The organism is Cytobacillus praedii (genome assembly GCF_001439605.1).
Lineage (GTDB): Bacteria > Bacillota > Bacilli > Bacillales > Cytobacillaceae > Cytobacillus > Cytobacillus praedii.
The window spans coordinates 111,545-138,013 of the sequence record NZ_LMBX01000005.1; the positions used below are offsets into that span (position 1 = coordinate 111,545).

At 36.4% G+C, this 26,469-nt stretch carries 25 protein-coding genes and 1 pseudogene; 17 read left to right on the forward strand and 9 right to left on the reverse strand.

Annotated features, from left to right (window positions below):
- The first annotated feature begins 49 nt into the window (after positions 1 to 49).
- Positions 50 to 1,471 (forward strand): aldehyde dehydrogenase family protein, encoded by a 1,422-nt coding sequence (locus ASU02_RS07405; protein ID WP_057762539.1) that lies wholly within the window; start codon positions 50 to 52, stop codon positions 1,469 to 1,471.
- A 131-nt stretch (positions 1,472 to 1,602) separates the two neighbouring features.
- Here ASU02_RS07405 and ASU02_RS07410 read toward each other — a convergent pair whose 3' ends face one another.
- Entirely contained in the window at positions 1,603 to 3,027 is a 1,425-nt protein-coding gene (locus tag ASU02_RS07410) for a hypothetical protein (protein ID WP_057762541.1), read from the reverse strand.
- A 255-nt stretch (positions 3,028 to 3,282) separates the two neighbouring features.
- On the opposite strand from ASU02_RS07410, the gene ASU02_RS07415 reads away from it, so the two are divergent.
- Positions 3,283 to 3,966 carry a peptidylprolyl isomerase gene (locus ASU02_RS07415; protein ID WP_057762839.1) on the forward strand — a complete coding sequence of 228 codons (684 nt, stop codon included), beginning with the start codon at positions 3,283 to 3,285 and terminating at the stop codon, positions 3,964 to 3,966.
- Positions 3,967 to 4,031: 65 nt separating this feature from the next.
- Here the strand turns inward: ASU02_RS07415 and ASU02_RS27365 are convergent.
- A pseudogene (locus tag ASU02_RS27365) lies at positions 4,032 to 4,145 on the reverse strand (IS3 family transposase); the annotation flags it as partial.
- Positions 4,146 to 4,627: 482 nt separating this feature from the next.
- Here ASU02_RS27365 and ASU02_RS07420 point away from each other — a divergent pair.
- Complete coding sequence (locus ASU02_RS07420; protein WP_057762543.1) at positions 4,628 to 5,824, forward strand: M14 family zinc carboxypeptidase; 1,197 nt, start codon at positions 4,628 to 4,630, stop codon at positions 5,822 to 5,824.
- A gap of 89 nt (positions 5,825 to 5,913) precedes the next feature.
- Here ASU02_RS07420 and ASU02_RS07425 read toward each other — a convergent pair whose 3' ends face one another.
- The gene (locus tag ASU02_RS07425) at positions 5,914 to 6,096 is read right to left on the reverse strand and encodes a hypothetical protein (RefSeq protein ID WP_057762545.1); all 183 of its coding nucleotides are present in this window, start codon (positions 6,094 to 6,096) and stop codon (positions 5,914 to 5,916) included.
- Between the two features lie 261 nt (positions 6,097 to 6,357).
- On the opposite strand from ASU02_RS07425, the gene ASU02_RS07430 reads away from it, so the two are divergent.
- Complete coding sequence (locus tag ASU02_RS07430; protein WP_057762547.1) at positions 6,358 to 9,138, forward strand: DUF6359 domain-containing protein; 2,781 nt, start codon at positions 6,358 to 6,360, stop codon at positions 9,136 to 9,138.
- A gap of 524 nt (positions 9,139 to 9,662) precedes the next feature.
- On the opposite strand, the gene ASU02_RS07435 is transcribed toward ASU02_RS07430, so the two are convergent.
- Both ASU02_RS07435 and ASU02_RS07440 read right to left on the reverse strand, forming a co-directional pair.
- Complete coding sequence (locus tag ASU02_RS07435; RefSeq protein WP_057762549.1) at positions 9,663 to 11,093, reverse strand: serine hydrolase domain-containing protein; 1,431 nt, start codon at positions 11,091 to 11,093, stop codon at positions 9,663 to 9,665.
- A 571-nt stretch (positions 11,094 to 11,664) separates the two neighbouring features.
- Complete coding sequence (locus ASU02_RS07440) at positions 11,665 to 11,970, reverse strand: hypothetical protein (protein ID WP_057762552.1); 306 nt, start codon at positions 11,968 to 11,970, stop codon at positions 11,665 to 11,667.
- A gap of 153 nt (positions 11,971 to 12,123) precedes the next feature.
- Here ASU02_RS07440 and ASU02_RS07445 point away from each other — a divergent pair, with 153 nt between their 5' ends.
- Together ASU02_RS07445 and ASU02_RS07450 are read left to right on the forward strand one after the other, a co-directional pair.
- Positions 12,124 to 13,632 (forward strand): mechanosensitive ion channel, encoded by a 1,509-nt coding sequence (locus ASU02_RS07445; protein ID WP_057762554.1) that lies wholly within the window; start codon positions 12,124 to 12,126, stop codon positions 13,630 to 13,632.
- 84 nt (positions 13,633 to 13,716) lie between these two features.
- Positions 13,717 to 15,018 carry a hemolysin family protein gene (locus ASU02_RS07450; RefSeq protein ID WP_057762556.1) on the forward strand — a complete coding sequence of 434 codons (1,302 nt, stop codon included), beginning with the start codon at positions 13,717 to 13,719 and terminating at the stop codon, positions 15,016 to 15,018.
- A gap of 49 nt (positions 15,019 to 15,067) precedes the next feature.
- Here the strand turns inward: ASU02_RS07450 and ASU02_RS07455 are convergent, their stop codons facing one another.
- Positions 15,068 to 15,472: a hypothetical protein gene (locus ASU02_RS07455; RefSeq protein WP_057762558.1), complete on the reverse strand. Its 405-nt coding sequence runs from the start codon at positions 15,470 to 15,472 to the stop codon at positions 15,068 to 15,070.
- 155 nt (positions 15,473 to 15,627) lie between these two features.
- On the opposite strand from ASU02_RS07455, the gene ASU02_RS07460 reads away from it, so the two are divergent.
- The 6 genes from ASU02_RS07460 to ASU02_RS07485 all read left to right on the forward strand — a co-directional run bounded on the left by ASU02_RS07460 (position 15,628) and on the right by ASU02_RS07485 (position 19,466).
- Positions 15,628 to 16,560, forward strand: coding sequence for a magnesium transporter CorA family protein (locus tag ASU02_RS07460; RefSeq protein ID WP_057762561.1), 933 nt, complete (start codon positions 15,628 to 15,630; stop codon positions 16,558 to 16,560).
- A 230-nt stretch (positions 16,561 to 16,790) separates the two neighbouring features.
- Entirely contained in the window at positions 16,791 to 17,003 is a 213-nt protein-coding gene (locus ASU02_RS07465; RefSeq protein ID WP_057762563.1) for a hypothetical protein, read from the forward strand.
- A 175-nt stretch (positions 17,004 to 17,178) separates the two neighbouring features.
- Complete coding sequence (locus tag ASU02_RS07470) at positions 17,179 to 17,511, forward strand: STAS domain-containing protein (RefSeq protein ID WP_232426192.1); 333 nt, start codon at positions 17,179 to 17,181, stop codon at positions 17,509 to 17,511.
- Complete coding sequence (gene rsbW, locus ASU02_RS07475) at positions 17,508 to 17,981, forward strand: anti-sigma B factor RsbW (RefSeq protein WP_057762566.1); 474 nt, start codon at positions 17,508 to 17,510, stop codon at positions 17,979 to 17,981. Before ASU02_RS07470 ends, rsbW begins: the two co-directional genes overlap by 4 nt.
- On the forward strand, positions 17,947 to 18,729 hold the full coding sequence (sigB, locus tag ASU02_RS07480; protein WP_057762568.1) for an RNA polymerase sigma factor SigB: 783 nt from the start codon (positions 17,947 to 17,949) through the stop codon (positions 18,727 to 18,729). The genes rsbW and sigB overlap by 35 nt, the downstream gene beginning before the upstream one ends.
- Before the next feature lie 293 nt (positions 18,730 to 19,022).
- On the forward strand, positions 19,023 to 19,466 hold the full coding sequence (locus ASU02_RS07485) for a hypothetical protein (RefSeq protein WP_057762570.1): 444 nt from the start codon (positions 19,023 to 19,025) through the stop codon (positions 19,464 to 19,466).
- A 119-nt stretch (positions 19,467 to 19,585) separates the two neighbouring features.
- Here ASU02_RS07485 and ASU02_RS07490 read toward each other — a convergent pair whose 3' ends face one another.
- Entirely contained in the window at positions 19,586 to 19,840 is a 255-nt protein-coding gene (locus ASU02_RS07490) for a GlsB/YeaQ/YmgE family stress response membrane protein (RefSeq protein ID WP_057762572.1), read from the reverse strand.
- A 240-nt stretch (positions 19,841 to 20,080) separates the two neighbouring features.
- Between ASU02_RS07490 and ASU02_RS07495 the strand changes: the two genes are divergently transcribed.
- Both ASU02_RS07495 and ASU02_RS07500 read left to right on the forward strand, forming a co-directional pair.
- Positions 20,081 to 20,407 carry a general stress protein gene (locus ASU02_RS07495; RefSeq protein ID WP_057762573.1) on the forward strand — a complete coding sequence of 109 codons (327 nt, stop codon included), beginning with the start codon at positions 20,081 to 20,083 and terminating at the stop codon, positions 20,405 to 20,407.
- Between the two features lie 112 nt (positions 20,408 to 20,519).
- Positions 20,520 to 20,699, forward strand: coding sequence for a hypothetical protein (locus ASU02_RS07500; RefSeq protein ID WP_057762575.1), 180 nt, complete (start codon positions 20,520 to 20,522; stop codon positions 20,697 to 20,699).
- A 149-nt stretch (positions 20,700 to 20,848) separates the two neighbouring features.
- Here the strand turns inward: ASU02_RS07500 and ASU02_RS07505 are convergent, their stop codons facing one another.
- Positions 20,849 to 22,219 carry an amino acid permease gene (locus tag ASU02_RS07505; protein WP_057762577.1) on the reverse strand — a complete coding sequence of 457 codons (1,371 nt, stop codon included), beginning with the start codon at positions 22,217 to 22,219 and terminating at the stop codon, positions 20,849 to 20,851.
- Between the two features lie 234 nt (positions 22,220 to 22,453).
- A complete protein-coding gene (locus tag ASU02_RS07510; RefSeq protein WP_057762579.1) occupies positions 22,454 to 23,038 on the reverse strand; it encodes a LysE family transporter in 585 nt (194 codons plus the stop codon).
- A gap of 117 nt (positions 23,039 to 23,155) precedes the next feature.
- On the opposite strand from ASU02_RS07510, the gene ASU02_RS07515 reads away from it, so the two are divergent.
- From ASU02_RS07515 to ASU02_RS07525, 3 genes are all read left to right on the forward strand, one after another.
- Positions 23,156 to 23,710 (forward strand): helix-turn-helix domain-containing protein, encoded by a 555-nt coding sequence (locus ASU02_RS07515; RefSeq protein WP_057762581.1) that lies wholly within the window; start codon positions 23,156 to 23,158, stop codon positions 23,708 to 23,710.
- 139 nt (positions 23,711 to 23,849) lie between these two features.
- Positions 23,850 to 25,181, forward strand: a complete 1,332-nt coding sequence (locus ASU02_RS07520; protein WP_057762583.1) for a radical SAM/SPASM domain-containing protein — start codon at positions 23,850 to 23,852, stop codon at positions 25,179 to 25,181.
- Positions 25,182 to 25,675: 494 nt separating this feature from the next.
- Positions 25,676 to 26,233 carry a GNAT family N-acetyltransferase gene (locus ASU02_RS07525; protein WP_057762585.1) on the forward strand — a complete coding sequence of 186 codons (558 nt, stop codon included), beginning with the start codon at positions 25,676 to 25,678 and terminating at the stop codon, positions 26,231 to 26,233.
- Positions 26,234 to 26,469 lie beyond the last annotated feature (236 nt).

Consider the following 26,469-nt stretch of genomic DNA (forward strand, 5'->3'; position numbering starts at 1 on the left):
TCGATGTTCAATATAAACGGATGAATTGAATCAAAGGAGAGGACTACCATTGAAAAGGAAGTTATATATAAATGGGGAATGGGTAGAGGCTAGTCAATATGTGTCTCTACGTTCTCCTTATAGTGAAGAGGTAATAGCAGAAATACCTGCAGCAACTGCTGCTGAAGTTGAAAAGGGTTTAGAAGCTGCTTTTCATGCAAGAAAAGCAATGGCAGTGATGCCTAGTCATCAGCGTGCATCTATATTAGAAAAAGTAGCCTTGCTATTAGAAGAGAGGGCAAAAGAAGCTGCCGAGATCATTGCCACCGAGGCTGCAAAACCAATTACAGCCGCATATGCGGAGGTTGCAAGAACCGTTCAAACGTATAAATTTGCAGCCGAGGAAGCAAAGCGGATTCATGGGGAAACAATTCCGCTAGATGCAGCTCCAGGCGGAGAGGGGAGAATCGCCTATACAGTACGTGAACCAATCGGTGTAATTGGGGCGATTACTCCTTTTAATTTTCCAATGAATTTAGTTGCACATAAGGTAGGACCAGCCATTGCTTCTGGAAATTCCGTTATCTTAAAGCCTGCTGGGCAAACGCCATTATCAGCTTTGTTTATTGCTGAATTATTTCAAGAGGCAGGGCTCCCGGCTGGTGCATTAAATGTTGTTACTGGAAGTGGCTCACTAATTGGTGATAAGCTTGTAACAGATGACCGAGTTAAAAAGATCTCATTTACCGGTAGCCCTGCTGTAGGGATTGGCATCCGAAATAAAGCGGGCCTAAAGCGCGTGACTTTAGAGCTAGGCTCGAATGCGGCAGTTATTATTGATAAAGATACGGATTTAGACAAAATCATTTCGCGTTGTGTGGCTGGAGCCTTTGGCTTTCAAGGTCAAGTGTGTATTTCTTTACAGCGTATCTATGTGCATGAGCAGCAATTTGATGCCTTCGTAGATAAATTCGTACTTGCTACAAAGGAACTTACGATCGGTGATCCGCTTGATCCGAAAACTGACGTTTCAGCGTTGATTACACCCAAAGATGTAAGCCGCACTATTGAATGGATCGAGGAAGCAAGAGAGCAAGGGGCAAAAATTGTTATGGGCGGATATGCAGAAGGAAATATTTTACTGCCTACAGTCATTGTTGAGGCTGATCCAACAGCGAGAGTTTCCTGTCAAGAGGTTTTTGCTCCGATAGTATTGATTAATAAAGTGAAAACAGTTAAAGAGGCCATAGAACTTGTGAATGATTCTAGCTACGGACTGCAGGCCGGTATTTATACCGATAATATTCATACTGCTTTGGCTGCTGCTGAGCAGCTTCATGTAGGCGGAGTCTTAATTAATGACATTCCCACCTTCCGCGTAGATCATATGCCATATGGAGGAGTAAAAGAAAGTGGCGTGGGCAGGGAAGGAATAAAATATGCAATTGAGGAAATGACTGAGCTCAAGCTCGTTGTATTTAATAAGAATTAATAATGGAAAGAATGCCAAATCTTTAAAACAAAGGTTTGGCATTCTTAATTCAAAGTATATTAAACTGATCATTTATTTTTCTGCATTTTCTACTTTATCATCTAATTATATCTTCGGAAATATTTTACAAGCTAAAATATCAGCAACCCAACAATCGTGGACAGGATCAAACCAATAATTACTGGCAAGAAGCTCTTCCGAACAAGCTCCATTACTGGCACTTTTGCAAAGCCTGCAACTGCTACAAGTGAACTCCAAGCGATGAGAGTACCACCGCCGACCCAAACGGATCCCATTTGTCCAATAGCTGACAAAGTAGCAGCATCCACTCCAACACTATCCCCTAATGCTCCCGATAATGAACCTACTAATGGCAGCCCTGAAAACCCTGATCCATCTAGTCCTGTGATGGCGCCAATGATTAGTATCCCAAACCCTGCAATAAATGCGCTTTCTGGAATGTATTGCTGCCCAGCTACGACTAAATCGAAGAGGAAGGATGGTGCATTCTCCGCCCCAGTGTTTAATATTTTTGCGGATAGATCTCCACTTCCTATGAAGAAGAACCCTGCAATTGGAATAACGGGTCCCATTGCTTTAAAGGCAAATACAAATCCTTTTACGAGATGGTCACTAACATTATTTAATGATGAGCGAACATCTCGGAAGGCTGCGGTCAAAATTAGGAGTACTGCGGAAGCACCGCCTATTAAAGCTGCACCAGTTCCCCCTTCAATGGAAGGGAGTGCATCAGAGAATTTGGCAAGAGCCATATAAATGACAATAATCAAAAATGTTACAGGGACGAGGATAGCAAAGAAGAGACTATATTTACCTTTTTTCTCTTGCCGTGCTTCTACCTGGAGTTCATCATTAATTTGGCCGCTATTTTCCCAAGCAGAAAGGTGCTTGCCAGAAGGCTTTAAAATGTGTTTTTTTAGCATGAAATAAGCGATAATGATTGCTGCAGCACCTGTAATGATTGACAATACAAACGCACGATCTGCAACTGGTGCAACATCAATTCCCGCAGCTGTTGCAGTTAGTGTAGGAGCAATTTGAATGACATAATCAGACGATAAGGCCATTCCTTGCCCAGCAAGTGAAATAGCAATAGCTGCACCAATTGGCGGAAGACCAGATCGAACAGCTACTGGGATAAGCAAAGCACCGACCAGCGGGACAGCTGGCGTTGGCCAAAAGAATAGAGAGATTGCATACGTAACAAAAATAATCACCCAGAATGAAATATGCCCATTTTTCATGACCTTTTGAAATGGTGTGATCATTTGCTGATCAGATCCTATAGATTTTAAAGAATGCAGCAAGGCGGTCATTATGGCAATAATGAGGAAAATATTAAATAATTCACCAGCTGCAACTAAGCTGCCATTAAAGATTGTCTGCAGACCTGCCGTAAATGAACCAGTAAAAATCCAGCCAACTAAAAAGGTTACAATGATAGAAGGTACAACAACATTTTGTCGAAATAACATGGTAATAATAATAATGCATGTTCCAATTAAATACATCCAATGAGCGGCAGTTAAATCCATACGCAAGTAACACTCCCTTCAAGGTAAATAACGTAATAACTTCTTGTAAAGTAGGTTATGCGCATGTTTGGGCTTTGGTGATGGGGGTGGCAAGTATAAGAAAAGGAAATTTACAATCGTGTTACAAACCTAAGTTTAAAAAAATAATTAATCTTTCCACGTAGGTATCAGCATTTTCCAATTGAACCATAAATGCTATAATAGAGCCATTCGTCGCACTAGAATTTTCAATTCATAAGGAGGATTATGGAGAATATGTTATCAAGATATAAATCTTTAGCTTTCGTTCTTACAGTATTATTGGTTTTATTCAGCCTTGCTGGATGCGGAACACAAGCAGAAAAAGGGATTTCAAAAGATAGTAATGATGGAAAATCAGGAAACAAACCAAGTGAAAAATCAGAATATCCATCCGATGTAACTGAAAATCCTGTTGTTACTATTACGATGGAAAATAATGAAGTGATTAAGCTTGAATTATATCCGGACATTGCACCGAATACGGTTGCAAATTTCGTAACTTTAATTAACAAAGGTTTTTATGATGGACTAATTTTCCATCGAGTCATACCTGATTTCATGATTCAAGGGGGCGATCCCGCAGGCAATGGGACAGGCGGTCCGGATTATTCCATTTTTGGTGAATTTGCTGCCAATGGTTTTGAGAATAATTTAAAGCATGAACGTGGCGTCCTATCCATGGCACGGACGAATGATCCAAATTCGGCAGGATCCCAATTTTTTATTATGGTTAATGAAACCACTCAACTTGATGGGCAATATGCAGCTTTTGGCAAGGTGATTGAAGGTATGGAGGTGGTGGACTCCATTGTTTCTGTGGAAAGGAATGGGTCAGATCTGCCATTAAAGGAGCAAAAGATGAAAACGGTAAAGGTAGATACGAAGGGTTATAATTATCCAGAACCTGAAGTTCAATAAAATTCATTAAAAAAGGATGTTCCTATTAAAATGTACCCTCTGAAAAGGACATCTTTATAAAAAAGTCATGAAGCATTAAGTAGATGATCTCTGTTTTGCACAGGGATCATCTTTTTTAGGTTCCATTGATACCTGTGGTAATGATAGCAAGTAATATACTTGGTTATTTCACTTACTAGTAAATCTAAAGTCTAACATGACTTAATAATTGATTCGTTTTTTAGTAACTACAAAAAGATACTATTGGTGCGTTGTCCCAACTGTATCCTCGTCTAGACATCGACTGACATAATCCTGATTTTTTACTGGTATTTTGGAAATCAGGATGGGTAATGACATTTCCTCGAGATTATTAAACGGAGTAACCACAATAAATGTCCGACTTTACAAATACACTTTCCGTTTTTTTAGGAATTTTTCTTTCTATTCTTCTATTATACAATTTATTCCTCAACATTCGTAAGCTGAAATTTTCGTGACTAGAAATAGTTCGATAGAACCAGCATTTGTAAATATTCTGAAAATAGCAAATACTTAGTTACTGAGCTGTTTTTTCGTTGTTTAGTCTTTAATATTCATTTTCAAAAAAGTAAGAGGAAATGGGGAGATATTATAGAAATATGTCAAGGATCTTACTAATAAAAGGGTGGAGGAATGGAGAATGAATAAGCTTTGGAAGGTTCTAAGTTCAACGGCTTTAGCTGCATCGTTATTAGCTGTACCAAATGTTGGTTTTGCTGAACCAGGGCCAAGTCCGCAACAAGGGGAAAATTTATCAATTGAAGGATTCATTAGCTATGAAGAGTTAGGAAGAAAATTAGAGCAGATTCAAAAATCGAGTCAAGGGAAAGTAAAAGTGGAATCTGCTGGTAAAACAAATTTAGGACGTGACATCTATAAAGTAACTGTTGGTCATGGTGATAAGGTTGTATTAATCGAGAGTGAGATTCATGGAAATGAAAAAACAGGAACGGTTGCACTGCTTAATATTTTGCAAAATCTTGGATCAAGTAATTCAAAAGAAGCGAAAAAGATTTTGGATGAATTAACGATCGTCGTTATTCCAATGATGAATGCCGACGGTTCCGAGCTTGACCGCCGTGCGAATGACATGGATTGGGCGGAGGTAGTTGCGAAATTTCCTCAGTTAGCAAATGTTCAGCCTTCCTGGAATTATTACAATTATCCTGGAAGTTATAATTATGATCTCAACCCTGGATTTGATGTGAATCGAGACTTTAATCCAGATTTAAACTATGTTCCAAAGCCTGAAGATTTTCCTGGAGCATCGAATAAATACGGCTGGTATATTACACCTGAAGCGCAAACACTTAGAGATGTCTATAAGGAATTAAAGGAACAATTCGGAAAAGTAGACGTTTTCATTGATCTTCACCATCAAGGATTCCCATATGTAGAGGGGACAGATGATCGTGTAACAATGTCCATTTCAGGAAAGTTTGTCAAGCATCCAAACAGCCCTGGCGGGGAAAAGTATGCTGAATACGCAGAAAACTATAATTATGATTTTTCAAGGCAATTAAATCTCGCCCTATATAATGCACTTCAGGAAAAGGGGAATTCTGTATTTACAAATATTTCATTGTATGACCAAACTATCGATTTGCCAGGTACAGCTCTAGGAGCATTTGCATTAAATGGAAGTGGAGCCGTACTATTCGAGGTAAGTGGGCAAACGCAAAATTTCGGCCAAAAGAAGAGAGGACAGCTCGTAAAAACAGTTGAAACAGGCCTCATGGGTATTATCAATGGTGTGACAGATGGATCTGTTCACCAATTAAATCCAGAAAAGTATGAAAACATTCCATTGAGCGTAAGAACTCCAGGAGGATTGTAAAAAAATAATTATTCATACGCCCGCCAATTGAAGGTTCAGTCAATTGGCGGCTTTCATTTTTACTTAGTTAATGCTTGGCTATTTAAAATTTAAAATATGCTTTCAAAACCTTTATTTCTGCCACAAACACCTTCCCAATTCTTTTCAGCTAAGCGTTCGATGCTGTTGATCGCCACACCGGCTAAAATGGATTTAACAAGGATATCCTTCGTTAAGTAATTGTTTACACGAGAAATGGCTCTTTCGGCATCCGTAGGCATCATTGTTAACAAACAATTTCAGCTTTATGATAAAAACCATTGTTTGAATGTTTACTTTATATTTATTTGAAGCATAGTAATACCGCAATGATTACTAGCCTATATTTCTTTTTCGAATTTGAGTAGATAAACCTATGATGCGACTAGTCTCTTTTTCTCATTTTTGGTATTTTATATAAAATTTACAAAAATATAATTGTGAAGATAATAGAGGCGTGCTTAACTATATGAGAAGAAGGAATAAATAAATTAATAGAATCTGGAGGAGTTCAAATGATAGGTAGAATTCAGAAGAAGACATTCAGCCTTATTCTGATTTTCACAATGATTTTTAGTCTGTTTAATCCGTTTCCTGAGAATGAATCAAGAGCAGCGGCAACAATTACAGTTGCGGAGGCAATTGCCAATAATAGTGGTTCTGCCACGGTAGAAGGATACATTGTTGGTGTCACAAATAATGGTCCTAAGTATCAGCATAGTGGACCTTTTACAGTTACCACCAATATTGCCATTGCAGATTCAGCAGATGAAACAGATGCAACAAAAGTTTTGCCTGTTCAGCTGCCATCAGGTTCTATTAGATCTACATTGAATCTAGCGGATCACCCGGAGAACTTAGGAAAGAAAATTATTATTTCTGGTACTTTGACAGCTTATTTTGCTGTTCCAGGTTTGAAAAGCCCTACTTCTTATTCATTCGCCGAGGACACGGATCCTGGTAAGGTTCAAACAGTTACTGCTACCCCAGGTGCAGGTGCAGTTTTTATAGGTACAAAAGTAGAGTTAGCTACAGCTACTGCAGGTGCAGAAATCTATTTTACTTTGGATGGGTCTCAGCCTACTAAATTCAGCACACTTTACACTGGGCCGATCGAAATAAATGCTCCAGTTACCATCAAAGCGATTGCCGTGAAAGATGGTCTTACAGACAGTGAAATAACTGAATTTGATTATAACATCCAACAGGAGGATGCAATCCGTATTCATGATATTCAGGGTGCTGGCCATTATTCCCCATACGCAGATCAGATAGTGGCAGGTATTGAGGGAATCGTTACCTATGTAGTTGATGGAAGCAATTTTTATATGCAAGACGGGCAGCCGGATGACGACCCAAACACTTCTGAAGGTATTTTAGTATATAAAAAGTCCCATAATGTAAAAGTGGGGGATGTAGTAAAAGCTAGTGGTCAAGTGAAGGAATGGGTATTGGAGGGGTATGCTGAAAAACTGCAAACGGACCTTCCAGTGACAGAAATAAATGCAACTAATATTCAAGTGATTAAAAGCAATCAAGAACTGCCTTCTCCTGTTGTAATAGGAGCAGACCGTATGCTTCCTTTAGAAGTGATCGACAACGATCGTTTTTCTTCTTTTGATCCTGAGGAGGATGGTATTGACTTTTTTGAGAGCGTTGAAGGAATGCTCGTACAGGTTAAAAATCCAAAGGTTGTAGCACCACAAAAATATGGAGAAATTATCGTTGTTCCTGAGAATATTCCCACAAATACAAAAGCGGGTGGATTGCGCATTACAGAAACGGATTTTAACCCAGAAAGAATGACAATTGATATTAATGATCAATCATTTGTTGCTAAAATGGGAGATCGCTTCAATGGATCTATTCAGGGGATTGTAAGCTATGGCTACAGCAATTATAAAATCCTAAGTGATAAAGCAACATTGCCGCCACTGATGCCTAGTGTAAATGAGCGCGAAACAACAGCAATATCACCGGAAGATGAAAAACTGACAATAGCATCATACAATGTAGAAAACTTTTCAACGAAAACAGATGATTCAAAAGTTACTAGACTTGCTGAGGCTATTGTGACGAATATGAAACAGCCAGATATTATTGGCTTGACGGAAGTTCAGGATAATGATGGACCAACGGACAGCGGAACAACTGATGCTAGCCAAAGTGCCGCGAAATTAATCGCAAAAATAGTGTCTTTAGGCGGCCCTGCATATATTTATACAGATATTGCCCCAGTAGATAAATTAGATGGCGGACAGCCAGGTGGAAATATTCGTGTTGGCTTCCTTTACAATCCTGAACGAGTATCATTAATGGACGGAATAAAAGGATCTCCAACTGAAGCAGTCGGATTTGAGAATGGCAAGCTTACACTTAATCCAGGCCGTATCGACCCTGCAAATTCAGCTTTCAATTCAAGCCGCAAACCACTTGCAGCACAGTTTGAATTTAAAGGGGAAAATGTCATTGTTGTTGCAAACCATTTTAACTCTAAAGGCGGGGATCTTCCTCTGTTTGGAAAAACGCAGCCTCCAGTTTTAAGTAGTGAAAAACAGCGGATGGAAATTTCTGCGGTTGTAAACAATTTTGTCAACGATATTCAATCAAAGGACCCGAATGCAAATATTGTATTGCTCGGTGATTTTAATGATTTTGAATTTTCTAATCCGCTGAAAGCATTAAAAGGACAAGCATTGACAAATATGTTAGAAAAGGTTCCAGCAGAAGAGCGCTATACTTATAACTATCAAGGGAATGCACAGGTATTAGATCATATTTTAGTATCGAACAATTTAGCAGCTTCAACTCAAGTGGATATTATTCATATTAATTCAGGCTTTATGGAAGAACATGGACGTGCTAGCGACCATGATCCTGTATTAATTCAAACAAATCTAAAGGATCCGGTTAAGCCAGAAGAGCCGAAATATGACAAAGTGTACGATCTTGTCAATTACGAAGCAAAAAAACTTGTCATCGGTCAGGACAATACGTTAATTATTATGGATAAAAGTTCAACAATTACCGAAGGAATTTGGCTTAAAAAATCAGCCACCCTTAAAGGGGAAGGCTTAAAGAAAACAAGAGTTGTTATAAGCTCTGCACAAAAGGGTACGGTTGTTGATCTTACTGGAACAGAAATTAAGGAAGTTCTAATTGAAACGAATAAGGTAAAGGAAATTAGAGGGGCAGAGAATGTATTGCTTTGGTCATTGGACAAAAAGGCAGATCCTTCCTCTATTAAATTTACAAATTCAAAAGGGGAAGAAATCCCTTCGCCTTTTGCTTCTTAAGAGAATCATTTACAGCTTCTAATTAAGCGTTTAGGAAAAATAAAGGCAAAAAAAATTAAATGCACCCTCTCTAGAGGACATTTAAAAAAAGGTCAGACAGCTTTATGAAGATGATCTCTGTTTTGAACAGGGGTCATCTTTTTATGTTCCATTGTACCTGAGGTGATAATAACAAGTAATACACTGGGCTATTTCACTTCTTAATTCATCTAAAGTCTTACATGACTTTTATTACTTCGTCTTTTAAGTAATCAAAAAATGATACTATTGGACAGGTAGCGAAATTTCATTAACTTGAGGTCTACCCAAATTCTCAATGATGTGCAGAAATAATAAAGTTGTTTAAAAATCCTTATTCCACGAACGGAGTAGGTTAGTGGAAGCAATAGTAATTTGGTTTGACTGGGAAAATTGTCGATGATATTAAAAAAGACACCGAAGTGTCTTATGTTTTTCAAATTAAGCATACCGATAAATTGAAATATAATTACTTAACATTATGCTGATCTTGGGAGCGAGGTATTTTATCGGTGAGTGTATACAAACCATGTAATGCTTGCTGTTAATAATGCTGATGAAATCAAAGCTGTAAGAACACTATATGTTTGCCAAATAAGTATCGTTGACCAATCGAAAGCAAAGCACAGTATCCCCAGGGCAATCGTAGCGATCAGGAAAATAACTGTTACGATTATTCTCTTTTTTGTCATTGGCTGCCGTTCATTCGTTTTCCTTCTGCGTAATCCTAAGAGAAATAGCAGAACGGCCAATAGGCAAAGAATAATTGTGATAGACGACAAAATGATATCCAAAAGCTGTGTGCCACTTATTTCATATGACTGAGTTAAATTGCCGTCTAATATATCTTTAACTTTTAGTACCAGGTTTATATTGGTATTTGCGCCGTTGCTCAGCAAGCTGATGGCTGTTCGTTCATTTAGCAGTATGGCTACTTCGGTTCTGAAATTTGGATTGCCCCCAGTGTGTTCTATAATCGTTTGGTCGGCGTTTACCAACCAGCCTGCCGCATAATACATATCGTTGACAGCCGAAACAGACATATCACCCCTATGTGATTTTTCGATAACCGTGTGAAATATTTCGGGTATGTCCTGCACGATACCCATCTGTATGCCCATCCAACGCGCCATATCTTTTGTATTAGAAATGATGTAGCCTGCGGGTTTATTCCCAGCATAATCCGGAGCTTTAAAAGGAGTTGTCATAAAAAAGGAAGAACGGTAGCCCTGTGCCAACTGTCCAGTGGCTTGAGCATCTTCTTTATAAACATACGTCTGGTTAAGACCTAACGGCTGAAATACCTGTTCCCTCATAAAGTCTTCATAGCTTTGTCGCGACACAATCTCAATAACCAAACCCAATACGTCATAATTAACGGTTCCATAGTTATACTGTTCACCGGGAGGGAACGCCAATTCAGCATCTACGAGCATTTCCACAGTCTTTTGCAACATATCCGGCGTATTGCCTTGTGGAATATTTTGAACCTTATGCCTAATATTTGTTAGACCACTGGTATGGTGAAGAAAGTTATTTAATGTAAGGCTTTGCATATCAACAGGTTTCCCTTGATACTTTAACGTAAACCAAGGTAAATATTTTTGGACAGGGTCAGTCATTGAGAGCAGCCCTTGCTCTTCCAACAGCATAATGCCCATACCGGTAAAAGCTTTACTGACCGAGGCCAACTCATAGAGTGTATTTTCACTTGCAGACAACCCCTTTTCACGGTCTGCATACCCTGAAGAAAAGTAGAACACTTCATTATCAACAAGTATTGAGATTGACATTCCCGGCACACCTGATATACGACAGGCATCATCTAGCAACGCTTGTATTGCCGAAGATTTGGAATCTGACAACGCATAACTTTGTGTTGCGAATCCTGAGAATATTATGAATATCGTTAATACAAAAGCAATAGTCTTTTTCATAAACTCTCCTTTTTAAAAAATTATAAAAGAATAATATAAATAACCTATTTTTACAACTACTAAACTAAATTTTAATTTTTCTTTCTATTCACCTATATAATATCAAGTAATTTGAAGAGTTACACTTAAAAGAACAGGTGCGTTTGGTCAATAAGAAGTAAACAACTTTATTATTCATTTTTTAAGTATTATATAAACAGATGGATGTAATTTGAAACAACTTTAAAGAGCCTTGCTATGTAGAATGTAGTAAGGCTCTTGGCTTTTAATAATCAAAATTCAATAACTTTATTATCACTATATAAATGAGATTATCTGCTTAAAATCCTCTGAATAGGTAATCCCTTTGTACTAACCAATTTTACATATGGATTCGTTGATAGTAGGAGTATGATTTCTTTCTCTGAAATAAAACCCACCTAATTCCTCAGGATAGATTATTTTTTCATTCATAATACAAAAAAGTACCCTATAGAGAGATCTTTTTTTAGTGACTACTCTATAGGGTACTTTTTATTTTGACTAACAGGGGCATTCCTTTTGTATAGTATGAAGTTCCATAATCATTATTCTATTCCTTGTCATTATCAAGTTCATCGTTCTTTTCTCCATCATCGATGCCATTATCCTGATCTACGCCATCTCCAACTCCCTTTTCTTTTAATGTATCTTCAATATTTTTCTTTGCTTCCGCCATATTCTCTTTTGCTTCTTGCAAAGCATCCTCTGCATCCTGTTTTGTATCATTATCCACTGCATCTTTTTGTTCTCCGTCATTAATTCCATTATCCTGATCAACACCGTCTCCACATCCCGCTAGCCCACCTAATATAAGAAGTGCAGCTAATCCGCCTGTTAAGAATATTTTCCTATTCATTTCTAAACTCCTCCTTCTATTAATCGAACTGTTGATTGTATTCCCAACAAAAAACAAGATGAAACATGGATATTTCAAGATGTTTTGAAAAAAATGGACAGGGTATTACATAATCCGAGCTACCAATTCAATTTGAAAAAAGGAGAGATGTTCATGAAAGTAGAAGAAATTACGGCAGGCTGGTACAGATATACTGACCTGATTCCGAATCTATTATTAGCACTTCTCGTATTATTAATTGGCTATTTCGTGGCTAAAGGAATTGGAAAAGCGGTGGAAGGGGCTTTGAAAAAAACAAGTTTAGATAATCGGTTATTTTCAAATGTAGATAATCGAAAATACCCTTCAGAAGTGATCATAGGAAAAATAGTTTTTTATATTTTATTCGTATTTGTGTGGATTATCTTTTTTAATATGCTTAATTTAAGTTTGATCGCAACACCGCTTGTAAGTATGGTTTCAACATTGACTTCGGCTATTCCGAATCTATTAAAAGCAGCTCTTATTTTTCTATTTGCTTGGATCATCGCCTATCTTGTGCGCTTATTCATTGAAAAGGGTGCAAAATTAGGTCATATAACTAGTCGTCTAGTTAATTGGAAAATGGCAAAGAGTGAACAAGATGCTGCTAGTAAAGTAAATGGTTTGGCAAAGGCAATCTTTTACTTTATCCTACTGTTATTTTTACCCGGAGTACTTGCTGCTCTGCAAATGGAAGGAATTTCTCAGCCATTTTCAAATATGTTGTCTACGATTCTTGCTTTTCTCCCTAAGTTATTTGCGTCCGCACTCATTGTGTTAATCGGCTGGCTAGCAGCAAAATTTGTTCGTGATTTATTAACGAACTTTTTAAGCAGTATTGGAACAGATCGCATTGGGCATCGTATGGGTTTACTCAAAAGCCCTTCGGGAATCAATCTTTCAAGTATTATTGGAAATATTGCTTTTATCTTCATATTGATTCCTACTGTAATTACAGCATTAGAAAAATTAGACCTTAAAGGGATTTCGGAGCCCGCCATTGCTATGCTGCATGATATTTTAACCATGATTCCAAATGTACTGGTTGCTGTTATTTTTATTTTAATCGGTGTATGGCTAGGAAAATGGGTAGAAAAAATGGTTGTACAAATGCTGTGGCGTTTAAAGTTTGATCAAGTATTTCACCAGATAGGGATTGGGGCTCTGACACCGCAGCAATCAAAGAATTCCTTATCTCAGCTAGCAGGCTTACTCGCGAAGATCGTGGTTGTCCTTCTATTTACTGCAGAAGCATTGCAAATTGTTCATTTAGACTTTTTAGTTACTATAGCATCAGGTGTCATTGCTTATTTGCCAATGCTGCTAACAGCCGTATTAATTATAGGAATTGGTTTATATGTAGGGCATCTAGTAGAACGCATTCTCCAAAATCTATTAAAACTAAAATTTTCTCGTACACTAGCAGCTATTGCAAAATATTCAATTTTTGCCATGACCCTATTTATGGCATTAGACCAGCTAGGTGTTGCTCATTCAATTGTAAATGCTGCCTTTATTCTGATCCTTGGAAGTTTGGCACTAGCATTTGGTCTTGCATTTGGCCTGGGAGGCAAATCGTTTGCGGCAAAATATTTAGGGAAATTAGATAAAAAGTTGGAAGAGAAACCAGAGGAACTTTAAGATGGAACGTTTACAATCCGGAATCTGTATATGATTTCGGATTGTGAATATTAGGTATTGGTAGATTAAAGGGGGGAAGGCCAATTGCTTATAATCAATGTATTGCTGATTATAATATTAATTGCATTAACTGCCTTTTTCGTTGCAGTTGAATTTGCCATTGTTAAGGTACGGAGGTCTAGAATTGAACAATTAATGGCTGAAGGGAAAAAGAGTGCTTTTTCTGCTAGAAAGGTAGTCACCCACTTGGATGAATATCTGTCTGCTTGTCAACTGGGCATTACAGTGACAGCCTTAGGACTAGGCTGGTTGGGTGAACCTACAGTTGAAAAGCTTTTTCATCCTTTATTAACAGCACTCCATTTGAATGTATCTATTACTCATATTATTTCATTTCTGCTTTCATTTGTATTGGTCACCTTTATCCATGTTGTGATCGGCGAATTAGCTCCTAAATCAATTGCCATTCAAAAAGCGGAAGAAATTACACTGCTCTTCGCAAAACCAATCATCATATTTTATAAGATTATGTATCCGTTCATATGGCTATTAAATAGCTCGGCTCGATTACTTGTTGGGATATTCGGTGTAAAGCCTGCATCCGAACATGAATTAGCGCATTCTGAGGAGGAACTAAGAATTCTACTGGCAGAAAGCTATAAAAGCGGGGAAATCAATCATAATGAATGGACATATGTGAACAATATTTTTGAGTTTGACGAACGGATTGCAAAAGAAATAATGGTTCCGCGTACAGAAATGAGCTGTATATCAATTAATGATTCGTTCCAAGAAGTCATTCATAAATTAAAAACTGAAAGTTATACACGTTATCCAGTTGTAGAAGACGATAAGGATCATATCATTGGAATGATTAATATTAAAATGCTTATCATGGCTAAATTCAAGAAAAAAAATCCTGTTCATGATTGGAATATCAAACATTTTATGCAGCCGATTATTCAGGTTATTGAGTCCATTCCTATTCATGACTTGCTAATAAAAATGCAAAAAGAAGGGACGCACATGGCTATCTTGATAGATGAATATGGCGGAACCTCAGGTTTGGTAACGGTAGAAGATATTATTGAAGAGATTGTTGGTGAAGTAAGGGACGAATTTGATACGGATGAAGTTCCAGAGATACGCAGCATTTCAGATTCCCATTATATTGTGGATGGCAAGGTATTGATTAGTACGGTTAATCAATTGCTTCAAATTCATTTATCGGAGGAAGAGGTAGATACGATTGGGGGATGGTTCCTCACACAAAATACTACTGTCAAAATAAGTGAAGGGACAGCAGTAGAAGCAGAGGGATATGTGTTTAAAATAAAAGAGGTTGATGGCTATCATATCTCCTATTTAGATATAAAAAAGAGTTAAGCCTCAATTGGGGCTTTTTTCTTTGAAGAAAAATAGTGAATTCAAACATCTATTTTTTTGGTTTTCTCTTAATTAATTCTTTATTAAAATATTTCGTTAACATCCTTTGAATAACTGAAAGCTTCAGCATACAAAAGATAAAAATGACTGTACCAGCTATCGTTAAAATTTCTGTCATTCGTATATCCTGTGCTAGAAATTGACTAATGGATGAAATAATTACAGCTAGGGAAAAGGCACCAAACAATATTAAGAAGGTGGCCAATTTACGTCGAATGGGATGCCCTAAAATCTGCTCGGACTCATCCGTTGTAAATCCTGTACCAGTCATCATGGAAATAACCTGGAACCTAGATACTTCTACTTTTAACCCGGTTAAGCGAAATAAAATTACAAATATTTCAATAACAATCAAGATAATAATTAAATAGATGAATAAAAATAAAATATTCATAGGTCACCTCATAAAAATACTTAGATCTACGTGAATCAACAGGAATGTAAACCTATAAATACCCATGATCATTTGTGCTAAAACATTCAGTTGAAGTTTTGCTTAACGAAAGAAGAGGGAAGAATAATAAAAAGTCTAGAGAAGGAGTGGGTTATTTGCAGGAATATATAGGCGGGAATAAATGGAGATGGAAACAAGTCGTTATGGAAGATTCTCAATCACTTATGGAAGAGGACGAGGCACTACACTCTTGGTTGAAACAGGTTCATAAAAATAATAAGAATTGCCTTCGAGTAGATTGCTTAACAAATGGGGGAAAAGTGGTGAAAGGTTCACTCATTTATAAACAAAATATTGATGTGGAGGAAGAATTTAAAATCTTCCATTTTTATCTGACGACTGATCGTTTAATTACGATTAATCTTGATTTCCAGGAATTTAAACATATCAACCTTGAGACTTTTTATCAGCGAATAGAATTTACTGAAAATGCGGTTGATGGGTTTTTATTATTTCTTGGTGAGCTAATGAATGAAATGCTCGTGGAGATTGATCAGTTTGAAGAAGCACTTAAACAGCTTATATGGAATGTTCGGAAAAGAAATGGAACAGGAATTCTTGAACAAGTCTTTAAATGCAGACATGAACTATTGATTTGGAAGAACCTGCTAATTCCAATTAACGAATTAAAAATGGCAATAGATGAAATTAATTTTCAAGATAATCTTAAAGGGGAGATATTCTCTTGTACATGTAAGCGCATTGAGCGTGCAATGGTATTGCTAGATGAGTACAAGCGGGAAATCGATTCGATTATTAACTTAGAGGAAGTTATTTCTTCTCATCGCGGCAACGAAATTATGAAAACGTTAACTGTAATGACAACAATTTTCACTCCAATAATGGCTTTAGGAGCATTATGGGGCATGAATTTTAAGCATATGCCTGAGCTTGATTGGAAATACGGCTATATATTGTCCATTGTTTTAATCGTTTCCTCTACTTTCCTTCTATATGCTTATTTAAGGGTAAAGGGATGGACTGGAGACTTATTAAAAGGGAAAAAGAAGGGGTCATTTTTTAGGTAACAAGTACTTTGAGTAGATTACAAATATTTCAAATAGATTAATTTCCCAGATTAAAAGTTTTGTAATAATCCATTAGTGGTAGAAAACTAACAGGGTTATAAGTTAGGTAACCTGATTGGCTTAAAATCTAGTAGATGGTGAGTGATAAAAATATGGAAATGATAGGAAAGAAGACAGAATAAGTCGAAGAAGGGTTAACCATATATTAACTAAAAAAGGAGGAGACTGATATGAATATGTATGATCTTAATCAAGTAGACAAGTTCATATCAAAAAATAAAACGAATGAAACAGGTACAAAAAAGCGAGAAGATGAGTATCTAGAACAGGGAAGTCAAAAGTATGGACATGTCACTGATTTAGATATGCAAGAACAAACCGGAATTCGATATGGAAATGTCACATCCAGGGTTCAAGAGAAAAAAATGAGAGAGAATCTTTGAATGAATGGGAGTATAAGAAAGACTTGCATCCCAAAAATGCAAGTCTTTCTTTCTTGAAAATTATCTTATCACCTGCCAATTCAAATTTTTCATAGTATAAATTTATTAAAAGAACTATGTTTCACTTCTAATAGATGAGGGTATAAAAAAACAAATATTTAAAAGGTGTGATGATATGAAGATGAACATCCATAAACATCATGAAAAAAAAGAAGTAATGGTGTATTTAGAAGGAGAAATCGATGCCTATACAGCTCCAAAGCTAAGAGAGGAACTTTGGTCTTTGTCTGAAAAAGAAAATAACATCATAATTATTAATTTAAAGGATGTCACCTACTTGGACAGTACTGGTCTTGGTGTGTTTGTCGGATTATTTAAACGATTAAAAAGTAAAAATGGAGAGTTAGAACTAATTGAATTATCAAACCGATTGAAGAAACTCTTCGAAATGACTGGATTAATAAACATTATAAATATTAGTGTTAATACAGAGGATGGAGGACGATGATGGAATATATTGAAATGAAATTACCTGCTAAGCCTGATAATATTGGCATCATTAGACTAACGTTGTCGGGGATTGCCAGCAGCATGGGATTTACATATGAAGATGTTGAGGATCTAAAGATTGCCGTTAGTGAAGCATGTACGAATAGCGTTCAGCATGCGTATGATAAACATGAGGTTGGAGAAGTGATTGTAGGATTTGGGATTTATGAGGACAAGCTAGAAATGATGGTAGCCGATTCCGGAAAAAGCTTTAATTTTAACCAAGTAAGGGCTGAGATTGGTCCGTATACTGAATCAAGTACTGTGGAACAGCTAACTGAGGGAGGGCTAGGATTGTATTTAATAGAAACCCTCATGGATGAAGTCCGTGTAATGAATCATTCAGGGGTAACGGTCTTCATGATGAAGTATCTAAATGGGGAGCGTGAAACTTATGACACAATCAACCCAATCGGTAAAACGGTCTAAAGAAGAGATTGAAAGCCTAATCTTAGAGTTTCAAAACGGAAACACATCGGCCCAAACTATTTTGGTAGAACACTATACAGCTCTAGTGGCGAGCCTTGCAAGAAAGTATTCCCGGGGAAGAAATTTTCATGAAGATATGGTACAAGTAGGGATGTTGGGGTTATTATCTGCAATTAGAAGATATGATGTAGATAAAGGAAGTTCATTTGAGTCGTTTTTATTTCCTACTGTCATTGGAGAAATCAAACGGTATCTTAGAGATAAAACATGGAGTGTCCATGTGCCAAGGCGTATAAAAGAAATCTGGCCAAAAATAAATGCCATTGTGGACGAGCTGACCAATCTAAATCAACGGTCACCCAAGATTAATGAAATCGCCTATTATCTTGGCATTACTGAAGAGGAAGTGCTGGAAGCAATGGAAATGGGCAAAAGCTATCAAGCTGCTTCCGTCGATCAGCCGATTGAAACAGGGAGAGATGGCAGTTTATTAACAACTTTGGATGTGGTAGGTTCGCAAGAGACCGGATTTGAAAAAGTAGATCAAAAGTTGTTGCTTGAAAGTGCATTTCATGTTTTATCAGAAAGAGAAAAAGAAATCATCCATTGTACGTTTATTGAGAATAAAAGCCAAAAAGAAACAGGAAAGCAATTGGGAATATCACAAATGCATGTTTCAAGACTTCAAAAAAAAGCAATTGAAAAATTACGAAAAGAGCTTAAGATTGAGCGGAACAATAGATTGTGATTGTACAACCTATCTGTAATTCCGTCGTAAGCGATTATTAAAAGTAGAAAGAAAGCCTCCTGAAAGGACTTAGAATCTCTTTTCAGGAGGCTTTCTTTAAGGTTAACGGGTTAACGCACTATAGAAGTGCAATTGGTTGAGGGCGAATCTATTCATCGAACTAAATGATTCAGTCGTGAAAAAAATAACCCTGGTTTCGGATACTAAGTAGCACATTCTCTACTATAGTTAAAAAGGGATTAATTGATAAAGGGAGAACATATTAATAAGAATAAAAAAGTGAGGGTTCATGAATGAAAAAAAATCTTATCAATTTCTCTATGTTTACTGTCTTCCTCCTCACTCTCTTTGGGTGTTCAAATGAAGTCCCTCAAGAGTTTGATTGGAGCCAACTTACTAGAGTTGATGTTCAAATATTCACTGGGGAAAACAATTCAATTGAAACATTAATTACAGAAAAAGAAAAAATGTTAACGTTGAGAGAATTATTTGCAAAAATTAAATGGGAACAAAACGTAAAAGCTGAAATGGTTCGAAAAGAAGATGTGAAAGCTTCTTTATTCTTCACATATGATAAAGATATGCCAGAAAGAATATTTGAATATGCGATATGGTTTAATCAAAGAGATAAAGCAGCAACCATTATTGACAAAGAAAAAAATGCGCTAGGAACATTGATAAAAGAAGACGCACAAAAATTAAAAGATACTCTAGTGAATAACAAAAAGAGCAAGTAGGACCAGCTCTTTTTGAGTGATTTAGAATATTTAATAAGCTGTGATTTTAATGTGAATACAAGTTTATTCTCCGAAAAGAAGAACTGTGAGGATGTTATTGGAATATCCTCTATAGTGTTTTAAGCGGAGCGTCTCATACTTCTTAAAATGATGCTGACAATGAAAACTAGAGCAATGGCACCTATTAGTGCTGGGATAAGATGAAAGCCACCAATAACTGGTCCCCAATTTCCTAAAATGAATGATCCAAGCCAAGCTCCGATGAATCCTGCGATAATGTTGCCAATTACTCCACCTGGTACATCACGTCCAAGAATGAGTCCTGCTAACCACCCAATAATACCACCTATAATTAATGCCCAAATAAATCCCATATACTATCACTCCTTTTAAATATTTATAGCTACTGTTTACCCGCCCTTTTAAAAGATAAACATTTTCGATAGAAATCGATGTAAAGACATTTATATCAAATAAACTTACATCTATTTAATAGATTAAGTTAAATATATGTTTTGAAATCTCCTAAACAGGATATACAACTAATAGAACTATTTGCTGATGAGCATTATCTATCAGCCACTAGATTTTTTACATTTAAGGAGGAAAATCAAATGGCAAATGTGATTATTGTAGAAAATGGCGTGGAGGCAAGGGAACAAATTCAGCAATTTATCGATCAGGGATTTACAAAGGACGACATATATTTATTAGCTCATGACAACAACCGTTCGAATGATCTAACAAATGCTTTGGATATTAACAATGTCGGGGTAGCAGAACAAGGTTTTTTTGATTCATTTGCAAATGTTTTTCGAACAAGAGGGGATGAGCTTCGGTCGAAATTAGAGTCACTTGGTGTATCTTCATCAGAAGCTGAGCAATACGAAAGAGAAATGGATCAAGGAAAAGTGGTAGTCCTGGCAGCTAGATCAGCATAGATAGAAATAATTGAAGATTTGCTAGGAAATAAAAAGGCCACTTTTTGTTTCCTAGCAAGCTTGAAAATTAGGTTTAGGATGAATGTCTAAAAAAAATATGAGGTGAATGGATATGAAAATTTCTAATCAAAGCTTAGATACATTATTAGGTGCTGTGAAAACTGCCAGACATACCAAGAGTGATCAGCGCACATTAGAAGACTATTTTAGGAATCCGATTATTCATAAGGAAATAAGTGGGGAGAGAATTTATGTACCATTGAATATTAATAGGATTTGGAATGAGGTTTAAACCAAATCGTCCCAATTAACTGTCTAAACATGATTTCTTTTACTATAAATTGTGTTTAGGCAGTTAATTATTTGGAAAAATTTAAGACATTAAATAGAAAAGGCAGATTGCTTTATCGAGCATCTGCCTTTTGCTATTCTTTAAAAATATTATTTGCTTAGGCTATTTGGTGAACCGACCTTCGTCTTTCGGATCAGATAAATAGCAATAAGAAGGATAAACCATACTGGAGTGACGAATAAGGCAACGCGAGTATCCTCGGCAAGCGCAAGTACTACAAGAATAAATGCGAGAAAGGCAAGGATCATATAATTTGAAAATGGATAAAGCGGCAATTTGAACTTGCTCACACGTGCTAAATCCGGTCTCGTTTTGCGGTATTTTAAATGACAGATCACTGTTATTCCCCATATAAATAGAAAACATACGGTAGAAATACTAGTAATCAGTGTAAACACGCCTTCAGGCATGACATAGTTTAATAGAACAGCAATCAAAATAACAACCGTGGAAAAGAATAACGCATTAGAAGGCACCTTCCGGAAAGTAAGCTTCGTAAGCGGTATGGGTGCGTTCTTATCCTTCGCAAGGGAGTATAACATCCGACTTGTACTAAAAATTGCACTGTTACATGCAGATGCTGCAGATGTTAGAACAACAAAGTTAACAATGCCTGCTGCTGCCGCAATTCCGATGACAAGGAAAACTTGAACGAATGGACTTTCCGCCGGGTTGATCGCATTCCATGGATAAATACTCATGATAATAATTAAAGCGCCGACATAAAAAATTAAAATCCGGATGGGGATATTATTGATGGCTTTTGGAATAACTCTTTCAGGATCTTCTGTTTCTCCAGCAGTCAATCCCACAAGCTCAATGCCGACAAACGCAAAGACAACCATCTGGAAGGAGAGAATAAACCCATTTATTCCATTCGGGAACATTCCGCCATGGCTCCATAAATTAGTAAAGCTTGATGCGCCAGAATCAGTAGAAAATCCTTTGACAATCATGATTAATCCAATAACTATTAAAGCTAAAATAGCAATAATTTTTATTAGAGCAAACCAGAATTCCATTTCGCCAAATAGCTTAACGGTTGCAAGATTCATAAACAGCAAGATAACAAGAGCGATTAAGCCTGGCATCCACTGAGGAATATCTGGAAACCAAAACTGAGTATAAAGCCCAATAGCAGTTAAATCTGCCATTGCGATAGATATCCAGCAAAACCAATATGTCCATCCTGTAATAAAAGCAGCCATATCGCCTAAATAGTCTTTTACAAAGTCAACAAAGGAATGATATTGAAGATTGCTCAACAGCAGTTCACCTAATGCTCGCATAATTAAAAAGCAGATGATCCCTGTAATGATATATGCAAATAAAATCGATGGACCAGCTAAATGAATCGATTTCCCTGCACCTAGAAATAATCCAGTACCAATTGCTCCTCCAATGGCAATGAGCTGTACATGCCTGTTTTTAAGACCTCTAGCTAGTTTTTCTTCCTGCATAGATACTCCCACTCTCTCTATTCTAGTTGTTTGTTCAAACTGCTATAATTTTATTCTCTTATTTTAGCAGTGTACTACGACAGCTTGTTAAAGATTGTAACACACTATTTATAAAATCAAAATACTTGAAAAATAAAAATTAATAGAAACTGGACATAGAGACAGATCTCCTGTCCCAAAAGTAAAAAGAATAAACTTGAGAAAGTGGGACAAGGAACCTTTCCTAGTGTCCCGTTATACAACTAGTATAGAAATTGCGCAATATACAAGTAACAAGGCCATGATAATATTGAATTGCGTTCGATATTTTACTAGAAACCTTTGAAACAATGATCCAAACAGACCCCAAGTAAATGTACTTAAAAATCCAACAAATCCTAGAAATAATGAAAATAGAAACAGACTTAAATTGGACGTGTGATAAGGAAGGATGAAGGTAGATACAACTGTAAGCCCATATAATATTCCTTTTGGATTAATAAATTGTAATAGCATACCTGTTAAGAAACGGTTGTTTTTGTCTCCTTCATCATTCGTGTTATTTGCTTTACTGATGAGTATTTTATAAGCAAGATAAAGCATATAGATTGTGCCGATAATCATCATGACAAATTCAATTTTAGGGATAATGTTTTTAAGAACTAGATTGAAGTAGCTGGAAGCTATCATAATAACAAAGAAACCTGCACTTACTCCTATACAAAATCGTATGGTCTTCTTTAGTCCATATTTGTTGGCAAATAACATCGCCATGATATTATTTGGACCTGGAGTAAAGCTGGCAATAAAAACGTACAGCAAAAAAGATAGTATTGGCATGGTCGTATCCTCCATTTTTTTGTATGTTATAATGATCTAAATGAACAATATAACGGTATTACTTTTTATTGTACATAATAGTCGTTATATTGTACATAAGAAAAGGGGGTTTTTCTAATGGAGGAAATTCATTTAATCCTCGCCAAAAATTTAAAAGCGTACAGGGAAAGGAAAAAATTAAGTCTAGAAAAGGTATCAGACTTAACAGGAGTAAGCAAAACGATGATTGGCCAAATTGAAAGAGGGGAGTCAAGTCCTACGATTACAACGATTTGGAAAATCGCAAATGGTCTTAAGATTTCCTTTACTTCCCTCATCCATCAATACCAGCCGGATACAAAAGTTATCCTCAAAAAAGATGTTCAAGTATTAGCTGAAGATAATGGAAAGTATCGGGTGTATCCCTTTTTCCCATTTCATGACGAAAGGCGATTTGAGGGCTATACAGTAGAGATTGAGCCAGGAGGATTTCTAAGTTCTGATTCTCATGGGGAGGGGACGGAAGAATTTATTACTGTATTTGATGGGGAATTAATGATTCACGTAAATGACATGGAATATACAATTAAAAGTGGGGATTCGATCCGATTCAAGGCTGATAGGCCGCATACTTATCAGAACACGGGTGAAGCAATTATTAGATTGAGCATGACCATTTACTATCCAGCATAAAAAATCCTATTCAGCAGAATAGGATTTTTTTTTGTATACATTGATGTGAATCACAGAAGATGTTCAAATGAACTTATATAATGGACTGTACGTCAAATTTTTTTGTCTTTGTTTGTTTATCGAAAAGAGGGATTTGAATATGCGGGACGAGATTACATATGTTCCATCAAGGTTTAATGCCATTACACATACAGATGATAATGGTGTCGTCTTAATGAATAGTTATAATGGGGCTATTTGTTATTTTTCCGATAAAGAGAAAGATGAGGTTCTAAGTACTTTAAAAAAAACGGGTACGAATGAGTTGGCGAGTGAAATCAAACAAGAGTTATATACAAATGGCTATTTAGTTTCTGAACAAGTTGATGAGAAAAGGAGAGCTCAATATCTCCATCAATCAATGCATCGCACAGATTTAATACATCTGGTGATATTACCTACGGAAGCTTGTAATTTTCGCTGTTCCTATTGCTATGAAACATTTCCTCGGGGAAAAATGAATAAAGAAACCATTCACGGGCTGAAACGTTTTGTGAAAGAAAAAGCAGCGACCTTATCGAACTTAAATATAAGCTGGTTTGGTGGAGAACCACTGCTGGCTTTAGACGTAATTGAAGAACTGTCTACTTCATTTTTATCAGTTGCGAAAGAAAATAGTATCCAATATTCTTCTGATCTTGTGACTAACGGTTATTTTTTAACAAAAGAGGTTTGTCAAAAATTGCTGTCTTGGGAAATTCGCCAGCTGATGGTCACAATTGATGGAATTGGAGAAATTCATGACCACAGGAGATATTTAGCTGGAGGCGGGAGAACCTTTGACAAAATAATTGAAAATCTAATGAAGGTAAAAGAAGTACAAGGAGAATTTGATCTTACCATTCGTGTGAATTTCGATGAAAGTAATTTACAAGAAACGTCTAAATTAATCGAATTCCTGAGGGATCGATTTGCTGATGATAAGCGATTTGGCATCTTTTTTCGCCCAGTTGGAAGGTGGGGCGGGGCAAATGATGATGAACTTCCTGTATGCAGTCAAATTACATCCAATAAAAAAATATGGGAGTTTACAAATGAAGCAATTACGAATGGACTGAGAATTGGTTCCATGATAGCAGATTCCTTAATGCCAACAGGATCGGTTTGTTATGCAGCCAAACCCACTTCTCTAGTTGTTGGATCAGATGGACAATTATTTAAATGTACCGTTTCTATGAATGAAGAAATCAATAAGGTTGGAAAAATTCACGAAGATGGCGGTGTAACTCTTGATTATGACAAAATTGCTCTCTGGACTACATCAGGAGAAGAAACGGATACTGTCTGCCAGTCTTGCTTTTATCGTCCTGCATGCCAAGGAAACCATTGTCCATTGTATCGGATGAGAACGGGTGAAAGACCTTGCCCATATGAAAAAAGAAATATAAAAAGAGTTTTAAACCTTATTTGGAAGAATAGTTTGAATGAATAAAGTTCCAATGAAGATTAAGCTGCATAAAAAGGGGGTGAAATAATGCGTGTACTACGTCCTGCTACCACACCAGTTACTAATACAAATTCAGGAAAAGTGATAAAATCAGTACCTGGGAACTTAAACTAAGATATAGAATCCTGCATTCCTATTTTCAAAGAGTAGGAGGCGGGATTTTTTTCTTTATCTTAGAATATTTTTTTAGTCAATGGTTATTGACAAATGGAGTTCAACTAAATGAATAAGCTAATGAAATTATTTTTTACAGGTTTTTTTTGCATTTACTCTGATATCTGGGTGTGAGGATGCATCTGAAACGGCTAAGAAAATAACAGTAAATACAAATCAGGCAAATAGTGGTAGAAGTGAGTGGTACTTTTAGTTTGTCCTATTTTTGAGAAATTATTTAATTATCCCAATTATTATATGATTATTTTATAATTAGGAAGGATAATGAATACCCTTGTCTTAGAATTAGAGAGGAGTTATATAACATGACCTATCAAAATAAGAACGAGTTTCCAATCCTTTTTACAGATCGTCTAGTCTTAAGGGAGGTTACTTATTTGGATGCTAATGATATCTATCATTATCTTTCAGATGAAAAAGTGATGAGGTATTATGGGTTAGCCCCATTTGAGTCTTTAAAAGATGCAGAGGAGGAGATTGACTGGTATCGAAAGATTTTTGATCATAATACCGGCATTCGCTGGGGGATTACTCTAAAAGGCAATGATAAGGTAATAGGAAGCTGTGGATTTCTTAATTTTACAAAGCAACATGCTCGTGCAGAGATAGGGGCTGAGTTAGCGAAAGAATATTGGAGTAACGGAATTGTCTCTGAAGCTTTTCGAGCTATTTTAGGTTATGGGTTTAATGAGATGAGTTTGATGAGAATACAGGCACTAATTGAACCCGAGAACAATGCATCTAAAAAACTTGCTGAAAAGAATGGATTTGTGAAGGAAGGGCTACTTAGAAAATATGAATATACGAATGGAAAATATGATGATTTGTTCATTTATTCAATCTTGAGGGAAGAATTCCTATAAAGAAATAATAATTGTTTTAAGAATAATACAAGATTGTATTTACATAGTGTACTATAAAATGTCTAATTTTTTGACGTTTGATAAATAGGGAAAGCCCAAGCTGTTCTGCTTTTGGGAAGGAGCTGGTCACTATGTATAGAAAAAAAAATAAAGGAATCGTATTAATTTTATGTTCAATCCTTTTAATATTTCTAGTTGTGAGTGCTTTCCGTAACATTTCTATTTATGTAGTGTAT

Bases quoted from the DNA above. Each gene is read 5' to 3' on its own strand.
- ASU02_RS07520 (WP_057762583.1), top strand. From the start codon at position 23,850: ATGCGGGACGAGATTACATATGTTCCATCAAGGTTTAATGCCATTACA.
- ASU02_RS07505 (WP_057762577.1), bottom strand. From the start codon at position 22,219: ATGCAGGAAGAAAAACTAGCTAGAGGTCTTAAAAACAGGCATGTACAG.
- ASU02_RS07515 (WP_057762581.1), top strand. From the start codon at position 23,156: ATGGAGGAAATTCATTTAATCCTCGCCAAAAATTTAAAAGCGTACAGG.
- ASU02_RS07500 (WP_057762575.1), top strand. From the start codon at position 20,520: ATGAAAATTTCTAATCAAAGCTTAGATACATTATTAGGTGCTGTGAAA.
- rsbW (WP_057762566.1), top strand. From the start codon at position 17,508: ATGATGGAATATATTGAAATGAAATTACCTGCTAAGCCTGATAATATT.
- sigB (WP_057762568.1), top strand. From the start codon at position 17,947: ATGACACAATCAACCCAATCGGTAAAACGGTCTAAAGAAGAGATTGAA.
- ASU02_RS07435 (WP_057762549.1), bottom strand. From the start codon at position 11,093: ATGAAAAAGACTATTGCTTTTGTATTAACGATATTCATAATATTCTCA.
- ASU02_RS07415 (WP_057762839.1), top strand. From the start codon at position 3,283: ATGTTATCAAGATATAAATCTTTAGCTTTCGTTCTTACAGTATTATTG.
- ASU02_RS07410 (WP_057762541.1), bottom strand. From the start codon at position 3,027: ATGGATTTAACTGCCGCTCATTGGATGTATTTAATTGGAACATGCATT.
- ASU02_RS07485 (WP_057762570.1), top strand. From the start codon at position 19,023: ATGAAAAAAAATCTTATCAATTTCTCTATGTTTACTGTCTTCCTCCTC.
- ASU02_RS07440 (WP_057762552.1), bottom strand. From the start codon at position 11,970: ATGAATAGGAAAATATTCTTAACAGGCGGATTAGCTGCACTTCTTATA.
- ASU02_RS07420 (WP_057762543.1), top strand. From the start codon at position 4,628: ATGAATAAGCTTTGGAAGGTTCTAAGTTCAACGGCTTTAGCTGCATCG.
- ASU02_RS07510 (WP_057762579.1), bottom strand. From the start codon at position 23,038: ATGCCAATACTATCTTTTTTGCTGTACGTTTTTATTGCCAGCTTTACT.
- ASU02_RS07430 (WP_057762547.1), top strand. From the start codon at position 6,358: ATGATAGGTAGAATTCAGAAGAAGACATTCAGCCTTATTCTGATTTTC.
- ASU02_RS07465 (WP_057762563.1), top strand. From the start codon at position 16,791: ATGAATATGTATGATCTTAATCAAGTAGACAAGTTCATATCAAAAAAT.
- ASU02_RS07495 (WP_057762573.1), top strand. From the start codon at position 20,081: ATGGCAAATGTGATTATTGTAGAAAATGGCGTGGAGGCAAGGGAACAA.
- ASU02_RS07525 (WP_057762585.1), top strand. From the start codon at position 25,676: ATGACCTATCAAAATAAGAACGAGTTTCCAATCCTTTTTACAGATCGT.
- ASU02_RS07490 (WP_057762572.1), bottom strand. From the start codon at position 19,840: ATGGGATTTATTTGGGCATTAATTATAGGTGGTATTATTGGGTGGTTA.
- ASU02_RS07445 (WP_057762554.1), top strand. From the start codon at position 12,124: ATGAAAGTAGAAGAAATTACGGCAGGCTGGTACAGATATACTGACCTG.
- ASU02_RS07455 (WP_057762558.1), bottom strand. From the start codon at position 15,472: ATGAATATTTTATTTTTATTCATCTATTTAATTATTATCTTGATTGTT.
- ASU02_RS07470 (WP_232426192.1), top strand. From the start codon at position 17,179: ATGAAGATGAACATCCATAAACATCATGAAAAAAAAGAAGTAATGGTG.